Source organism: Pasteurellaceae bacterium RH1A (assembly GCA_012221805.1).
GTDB lineage: Bacteria > Pseudomonadota > Gammaproteobacteria > Enterobacterales > Pasteurellaceae > RH1A.
In genome coordinates, this window is sequence record CP015195.1 from 643892 (window position 1) to 667757 (window position 23866).

Genomic DNA, 23866 nt, shown 5'->3' on the forward strand with positions numbered 1-23866 from the left:
TGAAACAATTTGCAAGCATTACCACCACCATGACGACCATTATGCAAAAGCCATAGTGCGGGTGGATTTGGCTCAAACTAACAGAACAACTGAACCCGCCCACAAGCGGGTTTTTTTATACCTATTTTTACAAATACAAACTATTCAGGAGAAACTATGCGAGTTCTAAAATTTGGAGGCACTTCTTTAGCCAACCCAGAACGCTTTATGCAGGCGGCTGACCTTATTGAACAGGCCCACCTCAAGAGCCAGGCGGCCGGTGTGCTGTCTGCTCCGGCCAAGATCACCAACCACCTAGTCGCCATTGTCGATAAGGCCATTTTAGGCGAATCCTTTGAAAGCCACCTCTCTGAAGCTACTGAAATCTTCCACAACATCATCAACGGTTTACATCAAGCCAATAATAAGTTCGACCGTGAGGGCTTACTGGCCTTGGTTGCGGCGGAATTAGAGCAAATTCAGGGCGTGGCCAGAGAGGCAGCGGTCAGCAAGTCCCTTTCTGACAAGGTGGCGGCCACCATTCACTGTCGAGGCGAAAAACTCTCCATTGCCATGATGCAGGCCTGGTTTGAGGCCAAGGGCTACGAGGTTACTCGGATTGATCCCGTTGAAAAACTTCTAGCCCACGGTTCCTATTTAGAATCTTCAGTAGATATTGCAGAATCCACCAAGCGGGTTGATGCCGCCTCCATTCCAGCTAAAAATGTAGTGCTCATGGCCGGCTTTACTGCCGGCAATGAAGAGGGTGAATTGGTCTTATTAGGCCGTAATGGTTCAGACTATTCTGCTGCCTGCTTAGCCGCCTGCTTAAAGGCTGAATGCTGTGAAATCTGGACAGATGTGGACGGGGTCTTTACCTGCGATCCACGTTTAGTGCCGGATGCTATTTGCTTGGAAAAAATGTCCTACCAAGAAGCCATGGAGCTGGCCTATTTCGGTGCTAAAGTTATCCACCCTCGCACTATCGGGCCTTTGGTGCCGCTCAATATTCCTTGCCTCATCAAAAACACTGGCAACCCAGAGGCGGCAGGCACCATTATTGATGGCAATGTAGCCACCGACAACCTCAAGGTGAAAGGTATTACCAACCTAGACAACGTGGCCATGTTTAACGTATCTGGTTCAGGCGTGCCGGGCATGGTCGGTATGGCGGCCCGAGTTTTCTCCACCATTTCGAAAGCGGGCATTTCCGTTATTCTGATTACCCAATCTTCTTCTGAATATAGCATCAGTTTCTGTGTACCAGCTAAGGTGGCGGATCGGGCTTTAAATGTCTTAAATGCGGAATTTAGTGCCGAACTGGCTGACAATTCGCTCGATCCAATCGAAGTGATTAAAGATCTTTCTGTGGTGTCAGTGGTGGGCGATGGTATGCGTTCTTCTAAGGGGATCGCCGCCCGCTTCTTCGGTGCCTTGGCCCAAGCCAATATCAGCATTGTGGCCATTGCCCAAGGCTCATCTGAACGTTCCATCTCCGCTGTGGTGCCGATGAACAAGGCCATCGAAGCGGTCAAGGCCACCCACCAAAACCTCTTTAACAACAAAAAAGTAGTCGATATGTTCTTAGTCGGGGTGGGAGGCGTAGGGGGCGCACTGATTGAACAGGTAAAAAAGCAGAAGGAATTTCTGGCTAAAAAAGACATCGAAATCCGGGTCTGTGCCCTGGCCAATGCCAATAAAATGCTCCTAGACGAACGTGGCCTCAACCTGGATAACTGGAAGGCGGATCTGGCCAATGCCACCCAGCCGTCAGACTTTGATGTGCTGCTTTCCTTCATTAAATTGCACCATGTGGTCAATCCAGTCTTTGTGGACTGCACCTCGGCCCAGTCGGTAGCCAACCTCTATGCTCGCGCCCTCAAAGAAGGCTTCCACGTAGTGACACCAAACAAGAAGGCCAACACCTCCAGCTATGCCTACTACCAAGAAATGCGGGAAAACGGCCGGGCCAGCCAGCATAAGTTCCTCTACGAAACCAACGTGGGGGCAGGCCTGCCAGTGATTGAGAACCTGCAAAACCTCTTGGCTGCTGGTGATGAAGTGGAGAAATTCGAGGGGATTTTATCGGGGTCGCTGTCCTTTATTTTCGGTAAATTGGAAGAAGGCTTAACCCTCTCCCAAGCCACCCTCTTGGCCAAGGAAAAGGGCTATACCGAACCCGATCCTCGTGACGATCTATCTGGCCAAGACGTAGCCCGTAAGCTCTTGATTTTGGCTCGTGAAACAGGCCTGCCACTGGAGCTAGACGACATTGAAGTGGAAGGCGTATTACCGAAAGGCTTTGCTGAAGACCTGCCAACTGCCGACTTCCTCAAGGTCCTGTCAGAGCTGGATGCGGAATTTGCAAAAAAAGTGGACGAAGCCGCCGCTTGTGGCAAGGTGCTCCGCTATGTTGGCTCCATCACCAACGGCAAGTGCCGAGTGGCCATTGAAGCAGTTGAGGCCGATCATCCGCTCTACAAGGTCAAAAACGGTGAAAATGCCCTGGCCTTCCTCACCCGCTACTACAACCCAATTCCACTCCTACTTCGGGGCTATGGGGCTGGTAATGAAGTGACGGCTGCCGGTGTCTTTGCCGACATCCTCCGCACCCTACACGGGGGGGCCAACTAATGAGCGTCTTACGGATTTATGCCCCGGCCTCCAGTGCCAATTTAAGCGTAGGCTTTGACAGCCTGGGCACGGCCATTTCCCCGATTGATGGCTCACTCTTGGGCGATGTGGTGCAGATTGAAGACTGCGACAGCCCCTTTGAGCTAGAAAGTGCCGGCTATTTTGTTCGGAAACTGCCTAAAGAGCCGCAAAAAAATATCGTCTATCAGGCCTATGTGCTCTTTAGCGAACGCCTTAAATTACGGGGCGGCGTGGTCAAAAATCTACGCCTGACGCTTGAAAAAAATATGCCGATTGGTTCCGGCCTAGGTTCCAGTGCCTGTTCGATTGTGGCGGCCCTGGTTGCCCTCAATAAATTCCATGCAGAGCCTTTTTCTAAGATGGAACTCTTGGAAATGATGGGCGAACTCGAGGGCAGAATTTCAGGCTCCATCCACTACGACAACGTTGCCCCTTGCTACTTGGGCGGCCTGCAACTCATGACCCAGTCCCTAGGCAATATCTGCCAGCCTATCCCATTTTTTGATGAATGGTACTGGGTGCTGGCCTACCCAGGCATTGAGGTTTCGACGGCTGAAGCCCGAGCCATTTTGCCGAAAAGCTACACCAGAGCAGAGATGATCCAACAGGCTCGTTACCTAGGCTCCTTCGTCCACGCCTGCCACACCCACCAGGATGTGCTGGCTGCCGTGATGATGAAGGACTTAATCGCCGAGCCTTACCGTGAAAACCTCCTACCCAACTTCCCAGAAGTCCGCCAGGGCTGTAAGGATTTGGGGGCCTTAGCGGTCGGTATTTCAGGCTCCGGCCCAACCATGTTTGCCATCGCACCAGACCTGGAGCACGCCCAAAAACTGGTGGCCTACCTTGAGAAGCACTACTTACAAAATAATGAAGGCTTTATTCATATTTGTAAGGTGGATAATCAAGGGGCAAGAGAGATTAGCTAGGCCTTACAAGCGGTCAGGATTTGCAAAAAATCTGCAAAGTCTGGCCGCTTGTTCTTTGGAGGAAGGATGGACTTACACAACATTCGTGATGATTACCGCAAGCAGGCTCTGTCCCTAGGAGCTTGTGCCCAAGATCCCTTGGTTCAGTTTGAAAAATGGCTGGCAGAAGCCCTGCAAAGCAGGGTTAATGAAGCGACAGCCATGAACCTGGCCACCGTCAAGCCTGATGGCCGGCCTTCTAGCCGTATGGTGCTGCTCAAAGAGGTCAATCAGCAGGGCTTTGTCTTTTTTACCAACTACCAAAGCCACAAGGGCCAAGCCCTGGCCGCCCACCCCTTTGCTGCCCTCACCTTCTTCTGGCCAGAATTAGAACGCCAGGTGCGGGTTGAAGGGAGGGTAGAAAAACTACCTGAAGGCCAGTCTGATCAATATTTTGCTAGCCGCCCCTACACCAGCCGTATTGGGGCCTGGGCCAGCCAGCAGAGCCAGGTGATCGAGGGCTACCGCACTCTTCTAAGCCGAGCGGCCTCCTTTACCCTCAAATACCCTCTGAACGTCCCCCGCCCAGCCCATTGGGGTGGCTATGTGGTAGTGCCTGAACGGATTGAGTTTTGGCAGGGCAGAACCAGCCGCCTGCATGACAGGATTTGTTATCGTCTGTCAGAGGGGGAGTGGGTAAGGGAGCGTTTGTCGCCTTAGGGCAGTAAACTATTGATAGCGCCAGCGTCCACGCTGGTGCTGATAACTCATTGATATAAAAGACACCAGCGAGGGCGCTAGCGCCATCTGAGCCATCCAAGGTTACCATTTACCGCCCAAAATCCCCACCAAGATGGCCACAAAAATCCCCATTCCCACATAATTATTGTTCAAAAAAGCCTTGAAACAGGCCATTCTTTCCCGTTTTTTGGTTAGCCAGCATTGGTAGATAAAGAGTGTGGCGGTCAGTGCAAGCACGACAAAATAGCCCAGGTTGAAATCCTTGAGATAGCCTAGCCAAACCAGTAGGCCCAAGGTGGTAAATTGCAGGAGGGCGATGATCTTGTTGTCGTATTGGGCGAAGAGAATGGCGGTAGATTTTACCCCGATGCGCAGATCATCATCCCTGTCCACCATGGCATATTGGGTGTCGTAGGCCACCGTCCAGGCTAGATTGGCCAAGAAGAGCAGCCAGCATTCCAATGGTAAACTTTCGCTCACCGCCCCAAAGGCCATGGGGATAGACCAGCCAAAGGCCATGCCCAGCACCAATTGGGGCAGGTGGGTGTAGCGTTTCATAAAGGGATAGACCACGGCCAGGCCTGCTGCAATAAAGGACAGCAAAATGGTGTAGGTGTTGAGTTGCAGCACCAAGCAAAAGGCCATGAGGAGCAGGCCGCCAAAGAGGATCTTGGCCTCGGTTTCGGTCACTCGGCCAGTGGCCAGGGGGCGTTGGTTGGTGCGTTTGACCTGGCCGTCAATATGACGGTCGGCATAGTCGTTAATCACACAGCCTGCCGCCCGCATAACAATCACGCCCAGCACAAAAATCAGGAAAATATTGATGGGCGGAAAGCCATCGGCGGCCATAAAAAGCGCCCAGAGGGTTGGGTGGAGCAGGAGCAGGGTGCCGATGGGCTTGTCCAGCCGCATAAGCTGGGTTAGAGCCTGCCACTTGTCTTTGGAAAAAATCTTAGTCATGACAAATATAAACCGCCACATCATGGTGGCTCAAGTGTTGTTGGAGGTTGGCGGGCAGCTCACGGTTGGTAAAGAGGCCGTTGAGTTCGCTGATATTGCCCAGTTTAACAATGGCCTTGCGGCTGAACTTGGAATGGTCGGTCACCAGCCAAACCTGGCGGGAACTTTGCATCAAGGCCCGTTTGACCTGCACCTCATGGTAGTCATAGTCTAGCATGGAACCATCGCTGTCCACCGCACTGATGCCCAGAATGCCGAAATCCAGGCGGAATTGCTCAATAAACTGCACTGTGGCCTCGCCAATTAAGCCACCATCTGTGCGCAAATTGCCACCTGCCACCGTGATATTAAAATCTTCCTTCTGCATAAGAATGTGGGCAGCATTGAGGTTGTTGGTGACGATATTGAGCTCCTGGTGGTTGAGCAGGGCGTGGGCCACGGCCTCGGAGGTGGTGCCGATGTCTAAAAAGAGAGAAGAGCCATTGGGAATACGGCTGGCCACGGCCTGGCCGATGGCATTTTTTTCACTGGAAAAGAAGAGCTTGCGTTCACTGTAATCACTGTTTTCACTGCTAGACGGCACGCCCGCCCCGCCGTGGTGGCGGCGAATGAGGTTGCTTTCGGCCAGCTCATTGAGATCACGCCGAATGGTTTGGGAGCTGACCCCAAGTTCAGCCACCAGTTCTTCCGTGCTGACGTAGCCCTGATGATTGACCATTTCAATGATTTTTTTGTGTCGAATGGATTGTTTCATTTGCCCTCCTAACAAGCGGTCAATTTGGGCGGATTTTTTGCAAATTTTGCTAAAAATCGCTCCGCTTGTATGCCCTTAATGCTGGCGCCAGGGTCTTCGCTGGTGCCTTTTTCCGAAAATTATCAGCACCAGCCTGGAGGCTGGCGCTATCTTTTCTATCTTTTTATCTAGGCTTTTTAACCTAGTTTACACAAGCACATTTTCAACTTTTACCCCTGATTTTTCAACCTTTTTCGGTGCTTTTGTGCTATAATCTGGCCAATTTTTTGCCCCCTGGGCAACCCTTTATTTTCAGATTAGGAAATTTCAATGAGCGAATTAGCCAAAGATATTACCCCCGTCAGCATTGAGGATGAATTAAAAACCTCCTACCTTGACTACGCCATGTCCGTGATTGTGGGCCGTGCCCTGCCAGATGTGCGTGATGGTTTAAAACCCGTCCACCGCCGTGTGCTGTTCTCCATGCACGAAAACGGCAATACAGCCTCTAAAAAATACGTTAAATCGGCCCGTATTGTCGGTGATGTGATCGGTAAATACCACCCGCATGGCGACTCGGCGGTTTACGACACCATTGTACGGATGGCCCAGCCCTTCTCCCTGCGTTATATGCTGGTGGACGGCCAGGGGAACTTTGGCTCGATTGACGGCGATGCCCCTGCGGCCATGCGTTATACCGAAGCCCGTATGCAACGCATCACCCAGGAGCTTTTGACGGACTTAGATAAAGACACGGTCGATCACTCGCCTAACTATGATGGCGAGCTCATGATCCCAGATGTGCTGCCAACCAAGATCCCAACCCTCTTGGTCAATGGTTCATCAGGCATTGCGGTGGGTATGGCCACCAACATTCCGCCCCACAACCTCAACGAAGTCCTAGACGGCTGCCTAGCCTATATTGATAACAACGACATCAGCATTGATGAGCTTATGCGTTATATCCCTGGCCCAGACTTCCCAACCGCAGCCATCATCAACGGCCGTAAGGGCATTGAAGATGCCTACAAAACAGGCCGGGGCAAGGTTTATGTGCGGGCCAAGGCCACCATTGAAACCCATGACAAGGGCGGTGAACTCATTGTCGTGACCGAGCTGCCTTATCAGGTTAATAAGGCTGAATTGGTTAAGAAGATTGCCGAATTGTCTGACGAGAAGAAGATCGAAGGCATCAGCGATGTGGATGATCTCTCCAATGACGAGGGCATTCGGATTGAAATCAAGGTCAAAAAAGATGCGGTGGCGGAAATTGTTCTCAACCACCTCTATTCTTTAACCCAAATGCAGGTCACCTTCGGGGTCAATATGATTGCTCTGGACAACGGCCAGCCGAAACTCTTCAACCTCAAACAAATTGTTGAAGCCTTTGTCTCCCACCGCCGTGAGGTGGTGACCCGCCGTTCTATTTTTGAACTGCGCAAGGCCCGTGCCCGTGCCCATATTTTAGAGGGCTTGGCCGTGGCCATTTCCAATATTGATGAGATTATTGAGCTGATTCGTAGTGCTAAGGATCGCCCAGAGGCGGCAGAAAACCTCCGCTCTCGCACTTGGGATCTCAACAGTGCCATGACAGCCCTCTTGGATGTCAGCTCCCGTCCAGAAGATCTGGAGCCAGAATACGGCATTCAGGGCAGCCACTACCGCCTATCTGAAGCTCAAATCAACGCAATTTTAGATCTTCGCCTACACCGCCTAACCGGCCTGGCCTTTGATGAAATCATCAATGAATACAAGGAATTACTTGCTGAAATTGCCGAGTTGCTCCATATTCTCAACAGCTCAGAACGCCTGATGGAAGTGATCCGTGAAGAATTGGTCTTGGTTAAAGAACGCTTTGGCGATGAACGCCGCACGGAAATCACCACCAGTTCAGCCGACATCAACCTAGAAGATCTGATCGCCCAAGAAGATGTGGTGGTGACCCTTTCCCACGCTGGTTATGTGAAATACCAGCCGCTGACTGAATACGAAGCCCAACGCCGAGGCGGCAAGGGCAAATCTGCCACCAAAATGAAGGAAGACGACTTTATTGAACGCCTCTTGGTGGCCAACACCCACGACACCATTCTCTGCTTCTCCACCCGTGGCCGCTTATACCAATTAAAAGTTTACCAGCTACCACAGGCCAGCCGTGGCGCCCGTGGCACGCCGATTGTGAATATCCTGCCATTGGTTAAGGAAGAAAACGAACGTATCACCGCCATTCTGCCAATTCCAAATGGCGAATTCAGTGCCGATAAGTTTATCTTTATGGCCACGGCCAGCGGCATTGTGAAAAAAGTTTCGCTTGATGCCTTTGGCAACGTCCGTTCCAGCGGCCTGATTGCCCTGAAACTGCGTGAGGGCGATGAGCTGATTGGCGTGGACATCACCGACGGCGACAGCGAAATCATGCTCTTCTCCGCCCAAGGCCGTGTGGTTCGCTTTAATGAAAAAGGCGTGCGGGGCATGGGCCGGATCGCCACCGGTGTGCGAGGCATGAAACTGGCCACCAGCGATATGCTTGAGGAGCTAGAAGAAGCCGATATCGAGCCAATTGAAAACGAAGAGGCCGAGGACGGCAGTGTGGATCTGAACACCGACAAGGTGGTTTCCCTGGTGATTCCAAAAACCGAGGGCGAAATCTTAACCGTGACCCAAAACGGCTACGGCAAACGCACCAAGTTAGACGAATACCCAGTTAAATCCCGTAATACCAAGGGCGTAGTTTCCATCAAGGTCAATGACCGCAACGGCAAAGTGGTGGCTGCTGTTCAAGTGGAAGAAACAGACCAAATCATGCTGATTACCGATGCCGGCACCCTGGTTCGCACCCGAGTAAACGAAGTCAGCCTGGTTGGCCGCAACACCCAAGGGGTCAGGATCATCCGAACGGCTGAAGACGAACAAGTGGTCAGCCTCGAGAAGATTTGTGAAATCGAAGAGGATGAGCTTGCAGAGGCGGAAGCTGAAGAATAAGCACAAGGCACAGGCGTTTCGTCTGTGCCTTTATTTTAAAGAGGATTATTTATGTTAAGTGAAAATTTTATTGAACATTTAAACGAAAGCCTTGGTCGTATCTTTTTTCAAGAGTCTCAAAATTATATCAAGCTCTTACAAGACTTGGGTTTAAGCCAAGAAAAGAATGAAGATTTTATTTATTTTTGGTCCACCTATAGTGATGAAATATACGGGAAATTTGGCTATTTAATGGACTTCTGCATGGATATAGAAGATCTTGAAACGAGTGAAACCTTCCGTTTAAGGCAAGCATATAACCTGCCCCATCAATATCTTTCTTTCATGGGCGAGGATATAGAAGACTATCTTTTTTATGATATAAAATCTGATAAGGTCTATTTGGTTGAGGCAGATGGCCTAAATGATTTTATTGAACATCAGCAGGCTGAAAAAGAATGGGAAAGTTTTTTAGCCTTTATTCAAGATTTTTTAGGCTATATAGAGCCTTAATAAGAAGGGATAAGGGAAGATAAAATGTGTCAAATAAATGAAATTTTTAACCATATTTCCCAAGCACTTGAGCAGCTCCTGCAAAATGAAGAATGGGAAGATCATATCGACACCTATTTAGAGAGACGGGAACAAGCTGATTTTGATAAAAGCTGGGCCAGTGCGGATAAAAGCCTTGAGGCCATGAAAACCCAAGGGATAGATGACTTTAACCAGAGTGAACAAAAGCTGCGAGAGCAGGTGTTTAAAAGGGTGGCTGTTTTAACCAAAAATTATGACCTGGCTGCCTATCTTTCAGATGATGCTGGGCTTATTTATACCAATCTCGTTTTTGAGGGCAATAATCCTTTTGTTAATCAACTTTATGGTGCTTATAAGTTGGTGCAGTTGCCTTGAATTTTTGAACCCACGCACGGCAAGCCGTACGTGGTTAAGCATGATTGAGAGGCTTTGCCTCTCGGAGAGATGATTTTTACAAGCGGTTGATTTTGCCTAAAAATTTGCAAGCCCTCTTAAATCTTGAAGTTTATTCATCAAATGAAGCGCAAGCGGTAAAAAATTTGTGAAATATTACACATTTTTTACCGCTTGTTTTGTTAGAAAATTGTTATCAAATTTCGGTTTTTCATCGGTTATGCCTTAGGTAAATGGGCCTTTTCAGAAAAATTTGTGATCTACTTCACACATGTTTACAAAAAATTACGTTATAATAGCCAAGTTTTGATTTTGTAAATTTTCCTCAATAAGGAGCTTTTAATGAGTATTGCTATTATTGTAGCAACCCACGGTGTCGCAGCCGAGCAGTTGCTCAAGACAACAGAAATGTTGATCGGTGAGCAAGACGATGTCGTTTCTATCGACTTCGTAGCAGGCGAAAATGCGGAAACCATTATGGGCAAATATCAGGCCAAACTCGACAATGAGCTTGCCCATTGTGATCAGGTACTCTTCTTGGTTGATATGTGGGGCGGCAGCCCATTTAATGCCGCCAACCGTGTCCAAGAAGGCAAGCCTAATATGGATGTGGTGGCTGGGGTCAATATCCCGATGCTGGTCAACACCTGTATGGCCCGTGATGATGTCGAAACCTTGCAAGAGCTAGTCGAAGTGGCCTTGGAAGCAGGTTCAACCGGCATTCGTTCCCTTAACCATCAACCTGCGGCAGCCGCTGCTCCAGCCCCTGCGGCACCCGCCCAGGCTGCAGCTGCTCCAGCTCCGCAAGTGGTGGATAAGGGCAAACGTATGACCATCGGTTTGGTTCGGATTGACGACCGTTTAATCCACGGCCAAGTGGCAACCCGCTGGACTAAGGAAAGCCGGGTCAGTCGCATTATTGTGGTTAATGATGATGTGGCCAAGGACAAGGTGCGTTCAACCATGCTTAAAAGCGTTGCACCACCAGGGGTAACAGCTCACGTGGTGGATGTGGCCAAGATGATCCGGGTCTATAACAATCCAGAATATGGTGATGATCGGGTTATGTTGCTCTTCACCAACCCAAGCGATGTGCTTACCCTGCTTGAAGGTGGTGTGAAGATGGATTCCATCAACATCGGGGGCATGGCCTATCGTGACGGCAAGAAGATGATCACCTCTGCCGTGGCCGTAGATGATAAAGATATTGAAGCCTTCAAGGCCATTGATGCCATGAAGATTGAGCTTGATGTGCGTAAGGTTTCAAATGATAGCCGTCAATATATGATGGATTTATTAAAGAAAAATAACTTAATCTAAGGAAATCGTATGGAAATTTCTACTTTACAAATTGTACTTGTCTTTCTTGTTGCCTGTATTTCAGGTATGGGATCGATTCTTGATGAATGGCAAACCCACCGCCCGCTAATTGCCTGTACCCTTATCGGCTTGGTGTTAGGCGATATTAAAACCGGCATTATGGTTGGCGGTGCCTTAGAGTTGCTCGCCCTTGGCTGGATGAACATCGGTGCGGCCCTTGCCCCTGATGCGGCCTTGGCTTCGGTGGTTTCTACCATCCTAGTTATCGTAGGTGGTCAGGACATCGCAACCGGTATCTCCCTTGCCATTCCACTTGCTGCCGCCGGCCAGGTGCTAACCTATGTAGTGCGTGCCATTACCGTGGGCTTCCAACACGCAGCCGACAAGTCGGTTGAAACAGGTGACTTAAACCGCCTTGACTGGATCCACCGTGGTGCCTTATTACTTCAAGCCATGCGGATTGCCATTCCAGCCCTCATTGTTGCCTTAACGGCTGGCACGGATGTGGTGCAATCACTTCTTAACGCTATTCCAGCTGTGGTAACCACCGGCTTAAAAATCGCAGGGGGCTTTATCGCCATCGTCGGTTATGCCATGGTGATCAATATGATGCGGGCCGGCCACCTTATGCCATTCTTCTACCTCGGTTTCGTGGTAGCTGGTTTCACCGACTTCAACCTGGTAGCCTTAGGTGTGCTAGGTGCAGTGGCGGCCGTGGTTTATATCCAACTCCATCCAAAATATAACAAAAGCAATGTTGTGGTTGCCGCAGCGGCACAAGACAACGGTTTAGATAACAGACTTGACTAAGAAGGGCAGAAAAATGACAACAGAAATCAAAAAAGTAACCCAAGGCGACTTAAATGCCGTGGTTCGCCGTTCAAACCTTTTCCAAGGTTCATGGAACTTTGAGCGTATGCAGGCACTGGGCTTTATGTATTCCATCTCGCCGGTTATCAAACGCCTCTACCCAGATCCAAACTCCCAAGAGCGTAAAGATGCCATCAAACGCCATCTTGAGTTCTTCAATACCCAACCCTTCGTAGCAGCCCCTGTCTTGGGTGTGACTATCGCCATGGAAGAGGAGCGTGCTAACGGTAAGGAAATTGACGATGCGGCCATTAACGGGATCAAGGTTGGTCTCATGGGGCCGTTGGCAGGTGTGGGTGACCCAATCTACTGGGGAACTGCCCGCCCAATCTTCGCTGCCCTGGGTGCAAGCTTGGCGGTTAGCGGTAATATTTTAGGCCCTATCCTCTTCTTCGTGCTCTTTAACCTTGTGCGTTTAGCCACCCGTTACTTCGGTGTAACCTACGGCTATAAGAAGGGTTTAGACGTGGTGGGCGATATGAGCGGTGGCTTATTGCAAAAACTGACCGAAGGCTCATCCATCCTGGGTCTCTTTATCATGGGGGCCTTGGTACAGAAATGGACCAGCATTAACGTGCCGCTGGAAGTGGCCACCATCCAAATGCAGGACGGCACAACCAAGGTGGAAACGGTGCAAACCATCTTAGATAGCCTCATGCCAGGCCTCTTACCACTCTTGCTGACCTTCGCCTGTATGTGGCTCCTGCGTAACCGTGTCAATGCCTTGTGGATTATCATCGGCTTCTTCGCCATCGGTATCTTCGGGGCCTGGACAGGTATTCTAGCCTAATCAGCCCACCCACAAGCGGGGCAGTTTTGCAAAAAATCTGCAAAAGGGCCCCGCTTGATCTAGATGACTTATCTCTTATGACCAATTTCATCCTCCTCCTCGGCATCCTTCTCTTCCTTGCCTATGCCTTTTACGATCAATTCCTGATGGACAAGCTCAAGGGCAAGACCCGATTAAGCCTTTTCCTCAAGCCCCAGGCCAAGGCGGATGGCCTTATCCTTATTGGCCTTATCATTATTACCATCTACCAGGGCCTGCAAAACCAAATTGAAGCCCTTCCCCTCTTTTTGCTCAGCTTCTGTATTATCTTGGCCATTTATGCGGTCTTTATCCGCCGGCCCCGCCTGCTCTTAAAAGAAGAGGGTTTCTTCTTTGGGAATGTTTATTTCCGCTATCAGGCCATTGAGCAAATTAACCTGGCAGAAGGCAATATCTTGGTTATCGACCTGAAAGGGGGCAGACGGCTCCTGGCCAGGCTGGCCCAGGCCCAAGATCTGGAGCAAGCCGTGAATTTCTTTGGGGGTTACAAACAAGCAAATAAGGAGAACCCATGATTTACCCACTTTCTGGCACTCTTCAACACTATGCCTGGGGCGGCTTTGACTACCTACCCCAGCTACTAAAATTGGAAAACACAGCCAATCAACCCTATGCAGAATGGTGGCTGGGGGCCCATCCTTCTTCGCCTTCAGCCATTGAAGTTAATCAACAAGCGGTCTCCTTGGCTGAATTTTTTGCAAAAAATCCTTCAGCCCTAGGGGCCAATATGGGCCAGGACTTGCCCTATCTCTTAAAGATCTTGGATGTGAGATTGCCCCTTTCCATCCAGATCCACCCAACTAGAGCACAGGCAGAGGAGGGCTTTGTCCGGGAAAATGCACTAGGCATTGCTTTAGATTCGCCTAAGCGAATCTACAAGGATAAGAACCACAAGCCTGAAATGATGATTGCCCTGTCGGACTTCTGGCTCCTGCACGGCTTTAAGACCAAGGCTAAGATTATGGCTACCCTGGCCCAACGCCCGTCCTTGGCTGGTCTGGCCCAAGCCTTAGCAAACCAAGATCTGCCCAGTATTTATGCCCAGATTATGCAGGCTCCACAGGCCCAGCTTAGCCAATGGCTGATGCCCATTATTGAACAGCACCGCCAGGATTATCACAGGCTTTCGCTGGATAACCCAGATTACTGGGTGCTTTATAGCCTAGAGGCCATGGGCATAAGTGAAGATAAGCTGGATCCAGGCCTCATGTCCTTCTACCTCTTCAATATTGTTGAAGTCAAACCAGGCCAGGGAATTTTCCAAGATGCAGGCATTCCGCACGCCTATTTACGGGGCCAAAATATTGAACTGATGGCCTGTTCAGATAACGTTATTCGTGGCGGCCTCACCTCTAAGCATGTTGATATTGCGGAGTTATTGAAGGTGATTGATTATCAGGAAATTGAGCCAGCGCTTATCCAGCCAGCCCCAGAAGAGGGTGAACATCTCTACCCCACACCAGCACAAGACTTTGCCTTAGAGCACCTTGCTTATCAAGCGGGCCAGGTTTTGAGTAAAAGGGCAGATAGCGCCATGATTTTGTTGGTGATGGAAGGAGAGCTTATCTTACAAGAGGGGGAAACTAAACTAGGTTTGAAGCAAGGCCAGGCCAGTTTGATTACGGCCAATAGCCAGGTTGAAATCCAGGCCCAACAAGCAGGTTATGCGGTTTTGGCCAGGTTGCCTGAGATAAAAAAATAAAAGACAGGCACCGAGAGGGAGGCTCTCGGTGCTTTTGGGGCTTATTTGCCCTTTACATCAATAATCATTACTTCTGATTGCGAACCTAAACGCATAGGAATGCCCCAGAAGCCGTAGCCTGAGGTGACGAAAAAATGGGTCTTGTTGATTTCTTCATAGCCATAGTCCAGGCGGTACATGAGCTTGGTAATGATGCTGGCTGGGAAGATTTGCCCCTTGTGGGCATGGCCTGAAACCTGAATATCTATCGGCAGTTGGGCGTGCTGCTCAATCTCGGTTGGGCGGTGATCCATAAGGAAAATCGGAAGTTGTGTGTCCACCTTGCTTAAGATCTGCTGGGCACTTGGGCGGGCCTTGTGCAAATCATCGTTACGGCCAACAATCACAAACTGGTTGTTAATGGTTTCGGCCTCATCCCATAGCACCTTAATGCCGGCCTTGGTTAGCTCCTCATAAATGGAATGCTCCGCCCCGAAAAAGTCGTGGTTGCCCAGGGTGGCATAAACGCCCAGAGGCGCGCGAAGTTTGGCTAAATGCGGCTGCATATTTTCGGCCACATAGGCTTCCACATTATCGTCCATAATGTCGCCCGGCATTAAAATCAGATCCACCTTTTCTTGGTTCATAATGTCAGCCAGTTTGTCCAACTGCTTGGCACCAAAATACTTGCCTAAATGCAGATCGCTGGCCATACCAATGCGTAGTGGCTGGGCCAAGGGCTTATCCAGTGTAACCGAATAACGCACCACGGTTGGGGTGTAGGCATTATAGATGCTCAAGCCCACCAGGCCACAAAAGGCCAGGGGATAAAAGACCTTGAGGCCGGTGTTGAGCTTGTTTTTATCCATAATATGCTGGCCCAGTTTGTAAAGGCAAGCGGTCAAAATGGAGATAAAAAAAGCAAAAAGCAGGAGGGCCAGCATCAGGGCTACGGCTCGGAAGGCGTGCAAAGTGCGGGTTAGGTGCAGGATAATCAGGGCATTAGCACTGACATAAAAAAGAGCACCTAAGAGAAATTTGGGTGTGCGTTTAAGACTAAAAAGCCAGCTAATCGTTTTGGTAAAGGAAAAAAGAAAGATTTGCAGGGCCAGAAAGGCGATGGCTGAGGTAATAATGTAACGATATTCCAAGTGAAATCCTTAATAAAAAATCAAAATCGGCAGCATTCTACAAGGAAAAGGCTGCCGATTTGATGGATTTGCAAAAATTTACGCTAATTTAACCGCTTGCGATTAGGCGATATGTTCCTCATAGGCCTGAAGGGTATTGTGCATCAGCATGGCCACGGTCATAGGCCCCACGCCGCCTGGCACAGGGGTGATGAAGCCTGCCCGTTGGGCGGCGACCTCGTATTCCACATCGCCCACCAGCTTGCCTTCTAAGCGGTTAATGCCCACATCAATAACCACCGCGCCTTCTTTAATCCATTCACCTGGAATAAACTGCGGCTTGCCAACGGCAACCACCAAAATATCGGCCTGTTTAACATGGCTGGCCAGGTCTTGGGTGAAGCGGTGAGTAACGGTTACGGTGCAGCCCCCCAAGAGAAGCTCAAGTGCCATCGGGCGACCAACAATGTTGGAGGCGCCTACAATCACAGCGTGCTTGCCGTAGAGGTCAAGGCCGGTTTGTTCCAAGAGCTTCATCACACCATAAGGGGTGCAGGCTCGCAGGGTTGGAATGCGTTGGCAGAGGCGGCCGACATTGTAGGGGTGGAAGCCGTCCACATCTTTGTGTGGGGCAATAGCTTCAATCACCTTGGTGGAATCAATCTGTTTAGGTAAAGGTAGTTGCACCAAAATGCCATCAACTGCTTCATCTTGGTTGAGTTCTTCAATCAGGGCCAAGAGTTCCGCTTCTGAGGTGCTTTCAGGCAAATCGTAAGACTTGGATTGAATGCCGATTTCGGCACAGGTTTTGCGTTTGCTATTCACATAAACTTGCGAGGCAGGATCAGCTCCCACCAAGACCACAGCCAGCCCCGCAGGGCGTTTTCCAGCTTCTAGATGGCTGGCTAATTTTTGGGCCACCTCAGCCTTAATATTTGCAGCCAAGGCCGTTCCTGAAATCACTTGAGCAGGCATTCACTTCTCCTAAAGACGAGTAAAAAAGAAAACGTTTGCTATTTTCTCAAAAAATTGACTGCTTGTAAGCAAGAATTTCAATAACGCATAAACTTCAAGCGGATGGGGGCAAAAATGTAGAAAAACCTTGAAAAATGAGCTGAAAAAACTATAATGCACCACATCTTGTCGGCGAGTAGCGCAGCTTGGTAGCGCAACTGGTTTGGGACCAGTGGGTCGTAGGTTCAAATCCTATCTCGCCGACCACTTCTTTTTTCCTCCTTATTCAACGCGCCCTTAGCTCAGCTGGATAGAGCAACGCCCTTCTAAGGCGTGGGTCAAAGGTTCGAATCCTTTAGGGCGTGCCATTTTATTTTTTCCTGTTTCTTTAATTTAGCAAGCTGAATTTCCTTATTTGCAATATTACAAAGTAGTACATATAATATTCCTGCTTAGGGAGAAATTATGTACACCATTATTGAACATATCAAATTTCAGCAGAAGGCTAGAGCTATTTGGACAGAGGATGAACGTCTGGCATTTTTCAGTTATATTGCTCAATATCCTTTAGCAGGCGATGTGATTCCCCATGCTGAGGGATTACGCAAGATCCGTTGGCAAGCCAATGGTAAAGGAAAGCGAGGTGGTGTTCGTGTGATTTACTTTAATTTGCTGGAAGATGGCGTAATCATAATGATGGATATTTATGCTAAAAATGAAAAAGAAAATCTCTCTAGCCAAGATGTGAAAAAACTGAAAGGAGCAAGAAATGGATAAGATCTATCAAAAAATTGAGGAGAAAACCAAGCATTGGAATATTGATGCCATTGTACAAGCGGTTATTGATGATGATCCTGAAATGCTTGAGCATGCAGACGACTTAAGGGAAACATTGAGCCAAGTAAAAGGTGGCGATTTTACTCAGGCAAAAATTACTCAAATTCCCCTTTCTCCTATTGTTGAAATGCGCCATAAGGTACAACTTTCACAGCCAAAATTTGCAGCCTGTTTGGGTATTTCTGTTGCAACCTTACGTTCTTGGGAGCAGGGCTTACGCAAGCCAAGTGGTGCGGCTAAAACTTTGTTAGACTTGCTCTACCGTAAACCAGAGCTGATTCATGAGTTGCATGCCTAATGTTTTCTTTAAGCTGGCCGCTTCTGACCAGCTTTGTTTTTCTAGGCTCGATGAAACGCATCCCTTTTCTCCTTTCCCCGCAAAAAATCACATTTCCCCTTGAGTTCTGCCTAACAATCCCCATAATAGACAAATTGCATTTTAAGAAGTAAGAGAGCGCTTTATGGCTAGAAAGAAAAAAAGTATTGAATTACCCCTCCTCGCCCTGCGTGATGTGGTGGTTTTTCCCTTTATGGTGATGCCACTTTTTGTTGGGCGTGAAAAATCGGTCAAGGCCCTGCGTACGGCCATGGACAGCAATAAGCAACTGTTTTTAGTGGCGCAAAAAGATTCCAGTAATGAAGATCCAAGCGTGGCGGATGTCTATGCCTATGGCGTGGTGGCCAATATTATCCAAATGCTTAACCTGCCTGATGGCACGGTCAAGGTGCTGGTTGAAGGCATTCAACGGGCCAAGGCCGAGCATATTGCTGATGATGAAAACGGCTTCTGGGCCAGCGTGGTGCCGCAGGTGTCTGATTATGAGCAGGACGATGAGGAACTCAAGGCCCTAGCCAAAACCACCTTGGTGGAGTTTGAAGGCTATGTGAAAAATAACAAGAAAATTCCTGCCGAAATCCTGCCTAAACTCAATAAAATTGTGGGCGAAGATCGCCTGGCCGACACCATCGCTGCCAACCTGATTGCCCCTGTTAAGCAGAAGCAATCCCTCTTGGAAGAAACGGATCTGCACAAGCGTTTTGAGGCTCTGCTTCTGGCCATGGCAACCGAAATGGACACCCTGGAAACCGAAAGCCGCATCCGCAATCGGGTCAAGCAGCAGATGGAAAAGAACCAGCGGGATTACTATTTGAATGAGCAAATCAAGGCCATTCAAAAAGAGTTGGGCAATGGTGAAGATCAGGAGCAAAGCGAACTAGACAAGCTCAAGGCCAAGATTGAAGAGGCCAAACTGCCGGCTGAAGTCAAGGAAAAGATGGACTTGGAGTTCAACAAGCTCAAGGCCATGCCGCAAAGCTCTTCCGAAGCCACCGTGGTGCGGGGCTATATTGACTGGATCCTGCAAATGCCTTGGCACAAGCGGTCTGTGGTTAAGAAAAACTTGCAAAAGGCCCAAGAGGTCTTGGACAAGGATCACTATGGCCTTGAGCGGGTCAAGGAGCGGATCTTGGAATACCTAGCCGTACAAAGCCGCCTGAATAAACTGAAAGGCCCGATCCTTTGCTTGGTTGGCCCGCCTGGTGTGGGGAAAACCTCGCTGGGTCAGTCCATTGCCAATGCGACAGGTCGTAAATATGTTCGCATGGCTTTGGGTGGGGTGCGGGATGAAGCCGAAATCCGTGGCCACCGCCGCACCTATATTGGTTCTATGCCAGGATCGCTAATGCAGAAAATGGCCAAGGTGGGTGTGAAGAACCCGCTCTTCCTCTTGGATGAAATCGACAAGATGGCCCAGGATATGCGGGGCGACCCAGCATCCGCCCTCTTGGAAGTGTTAGACCCTGAACAAAACAAGGCCTTTAACGACCACTATTTAGAGGTGGATTACGACCTGTCTGATGTGATGTTTGTGGCCACGTCCAACTCCATGAACATCCCACCCGCCCTGCTAGATCGGATGGAGGTTATTCGCTTATCTGGCTATACCGAAGACGAAAAAATGCACATCGCCAAGGAGCATTTGATTGCCAAGCAGCAGGAGAACAACGGTCTCAAGGCTAATGAGCTGACCATTGAAGACTCGGCCATTCTCGGTATTACCCGCTACTACACCCGTGAAGCGGGCGTGCGTAATCTGGAGCGGGAAATCGCCAAAATCTGCCGTAAGGCGGTTAAGGCCTTGGTGATGGACAAGAAACTCAAGTCCATTACCGTTGATGAAAGCAACCTGCACGACTACCTAGGCGTTCGCCGTTTTGACTACGGCAAGATGGACAGCCAAAACCGGGTGGGCGAGGTAACAGGCCTGGCCTGGACAGAAGTGGGCGGCGACCTGCTGACCATCGAAACTGCTTCTGTGGTGGGCAAGGGCAAGCTGAGCTACACAGGTTCCTTGGGTGATGTGATGAAGGAATCCATCCAGGCCGCCATGACCGTAGTACGTGCTCGTGCCGAGAAACTGGGCATTGCCGATGATTTCCACGAAAAACGGGATATTCACGTCCATGTGCCAGATGGAGCCACACCGAAAGACGGCCCAAGTGCGGGTATTGCCATGTGTACCGCCCTGATTTCTAGCTTAACAGGCAACCCTGTACGCAAAGAAGTGGCTATGACTGGCGAAATCAGCCTGCGGGGCAAGGTGCTGCCAATCGGTGGCTTGAAAGAAAAATTACTGGCAGCCCACCGGGGCGGGATTACGACTGTAATTATTCCAAAAGAGAATGAAAAAGACCTGGAAGAGATCCCAGACAATGCCAAGGCAGCCCTTAGCATTCACCCTGTGGAAACCATTGATGAGGTACTGGCCCTAGCACTGGAAAATCCGCCTATGGGGATTGAGTTTTCGCCGGCCCTTTCAGCCAGCATTAAGGTCAAAAAACCGAGATCCAAGCCTGCGGTGCAGTAGGAGAATACAGAAACAGCCTCACTTGAGGCTGTTTTTTTATGCCATTTTTTCAGCTTTCACCACCGAGGTTGGTTCTTGATGGATGATGATTTCGGACAGGGGAAAGGCTTCACGCAGTTTTTCTTCCAGGCTGTCGCTGATGTCGTGGGCCTCAAAGAAGGGCAGGTGATCGTCTAGCTCCAAATGCAGCTGGATAAAGCGGGTGGAGCCTGAGCGGCGGGTTTTGACATCGTGAATGCCCAAAATGCGTGGGTGATTGAGGGCAATGCACCAGATTTGGTCGATTTCTGCCTGGGGTAGGGCCTTGTCTAGGAGGGATTGGACGGCCTCCCACATCATTTTAGCCGCATTAAGCACAATGTATAGGGCAATCCCGATAGCAAAGAGGGCATCGGCATAGATAAAGCCCCACATATTGAGCAACATGGCTACTAAAATGGCCCCGTTCATCAGGAGATCGGTTTGATAATGCAGGGAGTCGGCCTCAATGGCCGGGCTTTGGGTAAGCTTGACCACCTTGCGTTGGTAGAGCACCAGGAGAGCGGTCAGGGCAATGGAAATCAAGCTGATAGCAATACCTAGTTCAGTTTCCACAATCAGCTGTGGCTCGGTCAGCCGTTGAATGCCTTGCAGGAGCAAGAAGGCAGCCGAACCCGTGATAAAGGCGCTCTGGGCCAGGGCGGCCAAGGATTCGGCCTTGCCGTGGCCGAAGCTATGTTCTTCATCGGCAGGTTGCAGGGCGAAACGCAGCACCACAATGTTGGTTAGCGAGGCGAAGAGATCGACCAAAGAGTCGGTCATGGCCGCTAAAATGGCCATGGATCCCGTTTTCCACCAGGCAAAGGCCTTGACCAAGATCAGGCTGGCCGCCACCACAATGGCAAAGCTTGCTGCCCGTTTAACCAGTTTTTCATAATCAGCTTGCATGAGCACACCCAATCAGCCAGGCCATTTGGGCTAACTCCTTGGCCAGGCCCTTTAGTTCGGCTTGTAAAGCGGTCAGATTTTGCAGGTTTTTTGCAAATCCTAACCGCTTGTCGGAAAACTGCATTTGCCCGAAGCCGCAGGCCAAATCCCGCCCTCGGGAAACTTCCAGCTGATAGTTGGGCTGGCGTTCAATGGGCGGGTAGAGGACTTGGCTGCGTAATTCGCCGTCTTCAATTTTAAGATCAGCCTGTGTGCTAGCCTGTTGGGCAAAGGCCTTTTGGCGTAGGGTTAGACGCTCTTGCAGGCTTTTTTGGGCTGAATTTTTGTCGGTAAAGAGCAAGAAGCCCCTTTGCCAGTCTTCGGGGTTTTGGCTGCTATTTTGAGGTAGGTAGAGCAACTGCTGCATTTCATCAATTTGGCTGTGGGAGGCCACCACATAGTCCTCGCCCTTGAAGTGAATTTGCTCGGGCAAGACAAAGTGGCGGCTGCTACAAGCGGCTAAAATCAGGCAGAAACTTGCAAATAGGAGGCTTCTCATGAGGTGGCCTCTCCTTCATTGCGTTTGAAAACCCACTCATTTTCAGACGAACTGGCCTCATCAAACCAATAGCCACCCAGGTTGAAATCTTTAAGGGCTTCAGGTTCAGTCAGTTGATTTTGCAGGAAGAAGCGCACCATGAGCCCTCGTGCCTTTTTGGCATAGAAGCTGATGATTTTGAACTTGCCGTTTTTTTCATCCAGGAAAACAGGCTTGATAATGCGAGCCTGCAAATGGCTAGGCTTGACGGCATCGAAATATTCATCAGAGGCTAGATTGATAAGGATATTATCGCCCTGCTTATCTAGGGTTTTCTGGATCTGATCGGTAATAACTTTGCCCCAAAATTCATAGAGGTTCTTGCCCCGAGGGTTGGCTAGTTTGGTGCCCATTTCCAAGCGGTAGGGCTGCATCAAATCCAGCGGCCGAAGCAGGCCGTAGAGGCCAGAGAGAATGCCCAAGTGGTTTTGGGCGAATTCGACTTGTTCGGCGGTTAAACTTTCCGCATCAAGGCCAGTATAAACATCGCCCTTAAAGGCAAAGAGGGCCTGCTTGGCATTGGCCTCGGTATGCTCCCGTGTCCACTGGCCAAAACGGGCGGCATTGAGGCTGGCCAGTTTGTCGCTGATTTTCATGAGGCTGGCCAGGTCAGCAGGCGACAGGGTTTGGCAGATCTCAATCAGTTCTTGGCTGTAAGCGGTCAATTCTGGCTGGGTTTTTGCAAATTGGGGAAAATCTTGGTCAAAATCCAGGGTTTTGGCAGGGGAAATTAGGGCAAGCATAGGGCCTCTTTAAGGTCAAAAATCATTATAGGGCAAATTATAAGGCCATTTATTCTTGACTTGTATCAATTCAAATAAAAATTTTGGCAAATTTGACATAAATTTGTAATTTGGGCAAAAAATAGGCTTCCCAAAGGCCCAAAAAATGCGTATTATACGCCACCCAAAATCAAGAAAAACGCTTGATGATGAAAGGAGAAAGTACGGTTTAACACCGTACTTTTTATTTGGAGGAAGTGATTTCTGGAATTGTGTAATCTATAAACAAAGTGGCTAAATAAAATGCAAATAGGATCTTATCAGCTGACTAGCCCCGTGCTGCTCGCACCCATGGCTGGCATCACCGATCAGCCCTTTCGCCGTTTATGTCGCCAATTTGGTGCAGGTTTAACCTTTTCAGAAATGATGTCCACCAATCCCGAGGTATGGCATACCGAAAAATCACGATTGCGCCTAGCGCACCATCATGAAATTGGCATCAATGCCGTACAAATTGCAGGGTCTGATCCCGCAGAAATGGCGCAGGCTGCGCAAGTAAATGTGGCTTATGGGGCAGAAATTATTGATATCAATATGGGCTGCCCGGCCAAGAAGGTGAACAAAAAAATGGCAGGATCTGCCCTTTTGCGTGAGCCTGATTTGGTTGCCCGCATTCTTGACAGTGTGGTAAAAGCCGTTGATGTACCTGTGACACTAAAAATTAGAACGGGTTGGGATCCTGAACATCGAAACTGTGTGGAAATTGCCCAAATTGCCCAGCAAGCAGGCATTTCAGCCTTGAGCGTGCATGGTCGTACACGGGCCTGCCTTTTTGAAGGTCAGGCTGAATATGACAGCGTGAAAGCGGTTAAACAAGCAGTTTCAATGCCCGTGATTGCCAATGGAGACATTACTTCGCCTGAGCAGGCAAAATTTGTGCTGGATTATACTGGCGCAGATGCAGTAATGATCGGACGAGGCAGTTATGGTTGCCCTTGGATTTTCAAGGAAGTAACGGACTTCTTAGGCAAGGGTAGTTACACAACGCTTCCTTTGGAAGAAAAATGCCACTTCATGTTCAAGCATATCGAAGACCTCCACCATTTTTATGGTGAACAAAAAGGTTATCGAATTGCCCGCAAACATGTTGGTTGGTATGTTGATAAGCTCATGCCAAATACTGAATTTAAACGTACTTTTAATGTCTTAGACTCCTGCTTGGAGCAGCTTAAGGCACTGGAAGATTTAATCAACACGATTCGACAAGAATCTTCTTTAGTTGGATAGAGGA

General features: G+C 49.4%; 22 protein-coding genes and 2 tRNA genes. 17 read left to right on the plus strand and 7 right to left on the minus strand.

The annotated features are described in order from the left end of the window. The first annotated feature begins 156 nt into the window (after window positions 1-156). The 3 genes from A4G20_03135 to A4G20_03145 all read left to right on the plus strand — a co-directional run bounded on the left by A4G20_03135 (window position 157) and on the right by A4G20_03145 (window position 4262). Complete coding sequence (locus tag A4G20_03135) at window positions 157-2613, plus strand: bifunctional aspartate kinase/homoserine dehydrogenase I (GenBank protein QIW15395.1); 2457 nt, start codon at window positions 157-159, stop codon at window positions 2611-2613. Then, window positions 2613-3563 carry a homoserine kinase gene (locus A4G20_03140; GenBank protein QIW15396.1) on the plus strand — a complete coding sequence of 317 codons (951 nt, stop codon included), beginning with the start codon at window positions 2613-2615 and terminating at the stop codon, window positions 3561-3563. The genes A4G20_03135 and A4G20_03140 overlap by 1 nt, the downstream gene beginning before the upstream one ends. Window positions 3564-3629: 66 nt before the next feature. Then, entirely contained in the window at window positions 3630-4262 is a 633-nt protein-coding gene (locus tag A4G20_03145; GenBank protein ID QIW15397.1) for a pyridoxamine 5'-phosphate oxidase, read from the plus strand. A 102-nt stretch (window positions 4263-4364) separates the two neighbouring features. Here A4G20_03145 and A4G20_03150 read toward each other — a convergent pair whose 3' ends face one another. Both A4G20_03150 and A4G20_03155 read right to left on the minus strand, forming a co-directional pair. Continuing rightward, window positions 4365-5243: a 4-hydroxybenzoate polyprenyltransferase gene (locus tag A4G20_03150; GenBank protein QIW15398.1), complete on the minus strand. Its 879-nt coding sequence runs from the start codon at window positions 5241-5243 to the stop codon at window positions 4365-4367. Further along, on the minus strand, window positions 5236-5997 hold the full coding sequence (locus A4G20_03155; GenBank protein QIW15399.1) for a transcriptional regulator: 762 nt from the start codon (window positions 5995-5997) through the stop codon (window positions 5236-5238). Before A4G20_03155 ends, A4G20_03150 begins: the two co-directional genes overlap by 8 nt. A 309-nt stretch (window positions 5998-6306) precedes the next feature. Between A4G20_03155 and A4G20_03160 the strand changes: the two genes are divergently transcribed. The 8 genes from A4G20_03160 to A4G20_03195 all read left to right on the plus strand — a co-directional run bounded on the left by A4G20_03160 (window position 6307) and on the right by A4G20_03195 (window position 14582). Then, complete coding sequence (locus tag A4G20_03160; protein QIW15400.1) at window positions 6307-8955, plus strand: DNA gyrase subunit A; 2649 nt, start codon at window positions 6307-6309, stop codon at window positions 8953-8955. Between the two features lie 51 nt (window positions 8956-9006). Continuing rightward, window positions 9007-9447, plus strand: a complete 441-nt coding sequence (locus A4G20_03165) for a hypothetical protein (protein ID QIW15401.1) — start codon at window positions 9007-9009, stop codon at window positions 9445-9447. Between the two features lie 24 nt (window positions 9448-9471). Continuing rightward, window positions 9472-9843 carry a hypothetical protein gene (locus A4G20_03170; protein ID QIW15402.1) on the plus strand — a complete coding sequence of 124 codons (372 nt, stop codon included), beginning with the start codon at window positions 9472-9474 and terminating at the stop codon, window positions 9841-9843. A gap of 360 nt (window positions 9844-10203) precedes the next feature. Continuing rightward, window positions 10204-11181 (plus strand): PTS mannose transporter subunit IIAB, encoded by a 978-nt coding sequence (locus A4G20_03175; protein ID QIW15403.1) that lies wholly within the window; start codon window positions 10204-10206, stop codon window positions 11179-11181. Window positions 11182-11190: 9 nt separating this feature from the next. Next, window positions 11191-11991, plus strand: a complete 801-nt coding sequence (locus A4G20_03180; GenBank protein QIW15404.1) for a PTS mannose/fructose/sorbose transporter subunit IIC — start codon at window positions 11191-11193, stop codon at window positions 11989-11991. A 13-nt stretch (window positions 11992-12004) separates the two neighbouring features. Further along, complete coding sequence (locus tag A4G20_03185) at window positions 12005-12841, plus strand: PTS N-acetylgalactosamine transporter subunit IIC (protein ID QIW15405.1); 837 nt, start codon at window positions 12005-12007, stop codon at window positions 12839-12841. 77 nt (window positions 12842-12918) lie between these two features. Then, complete coding sequence (locus A4G20_03190) at window positions 12919-13395, plus strand: hypothetical protein (protein QIW15406.1); 477 nt, start codon at window positions 12919-12921, stop codon at window positions 13393-13395. Then, entirely contained in the window at window positions 13392-14582 is a 1191-nt protein-coding gene (locus tag A4G20_03195) for a mannose-6-phosphate isomerase, class I (protein QIW15407.1), read from the plus strand. Before A4G20_03190 ends, A4G20_03195 begins: the two co-directional genes overlap by 4 nt. A gap of 41 nt (window positions 14583-14623) precedes the next feature. Here A4G20_03195 and A4G20_03200 read toward each other — a convergent pair whose 3' ends face one another. After that, window positions 14624-15712, minus strand: coding sequence for a metallophosphoesterase (locus A4G20_03200; protein ID QIW15408.1), 1089 nt, complete (start codon window positions 15710-15712; stop codon window positions 14624-14626). Window positions 15713-15814: 102 nt separating this feature from the next. Continuing rightward, window positions 15815-16666: a bifunctional methylenetetrahydrofolate dehydrogenase/methenyltetrahydrofolate cyclohydrolase gene (locus tag A4G20_03205; protein ID QIW15409.1), complete on the minus strand. Its 852-nt coding sequence runs from the start codon at window positions 16664-16666 to the stop codon at window positions 15815-15817. Window positions 16667-16835: 169 nt separating this feature from the next. On the opposite strand from A4G20_03205, the gene A4G20_03210 reads away from it, so the two are divergent. The 5 genes from A4G20_03210 to A4G20_03230 all read left to right on the plus strand — a co-directional run bounded on the left by A4G20_03210 (window position 16836) and on the right by A4G20_03230 (window position 20349). After that, a tRNA-Pro gene (locus A4G20_03210) sits at window positions 16836-16912 on the plus strand. 24 nt (window positions 16913-16936) lie between these two features. After that, window positions 16937-17013: transfer RNA gene (locus A4G20_03215), tRNA-Arg, on the plus strand. Window positions 17014-17110: 97 nt separating this feature from the next. Continuing rightward, window positions 17111-17422 (plus strand): hypothetical protein, encoded by a 312-nt coding sequence (locus A4G20_03220; protein ID QIW15410.1) that lies wholly within the window; start codon window positions 17111-17113, stop codon window positions 17420-17422. 82 nt (window positions 17423-17504) lie between these two features. Continuing rightward, entirely contained in the window at window positions 17505-17780 is a 276-nt protein-coding gene (locus A4G20_03225; protein QIW16841.1) for a hypothetical protein, read from the plus strand. Window positions 17781-17943: 163 nt separating this feature from the next. Beyond that, window positions 17944-20349: an endopeptidase La gene (locus A4G20_03230; protein ID QIW15411.1), complete on the plus strand. Its 2406-nt coding sequence runs from the start codon at window positions 17944-17946 to the stop codon at window positions 20347-20349. Window positions 20350-20385: 36 nt separating this feature from the next. Here A4G20_03230 and fieF read toward each other — a convergent pair whose 3' ends face one another. The 3 genes from fieF to A4G20_03245 are packed head-to-tail and all read right to left on the minus strand — an operon-like array spanning window position 20386 to window position 22596. Beyond that, complete coding sequence (fieF, locus tag A4G20_03235) at window positions 20386-21276, minus strand: divalent metal cation transporter FieF (GenBank protein ID QIW15412.1); 891 nt, start codon at window positions 21274-21276, stop codon at window positions 20386-20388. Beyond that, window positions 21266-21814, minus strand: a complete 549-nt coding sequence (locus A4G20_03240) for an ABC transporter ATPase (protein ID QIW15413.1) — start codon at window positions 21812-21814, stop codon at window positions 21266-21268. The genes fieF and A4G20_03240 overlap by 11 nt, the downstream gene beginning before the upstream one ends. Then, complete coding sequence (locus tag A4G20_03245; protein QIW15414.1) at window positions 21811-22596, minus strand: hypothetical protein; 786 nt, start codon at window positions 22594-22596, stop codon at window positions 21811-21813. The genes A4G20_03240 and A4G20_03245 overlap by 4 nt, the downstream gene beginning before the upstream one ends. A gap of 282 nt (window positions 22597-22878) precedes the next feature. Here A4G20_03245 and A4G20_03250 point away from each other — a divergent pair, with 282 nt between their 5' ends. After that, window positions 22879-23862 carry a tRNA dihydrouridine synthase DusB gene (locus A4G20_03250; GenBank protein ID QIW15415.1) on the plus strand — a complete coding sequence of 328 codons (984 nt, stop codon included), beginning with the start codon at window positions 22879-22881 and terminating at the stop codon, window positions 23860-23862. Window positions 23863-23866: the final 4 nt, after the last annotated feature.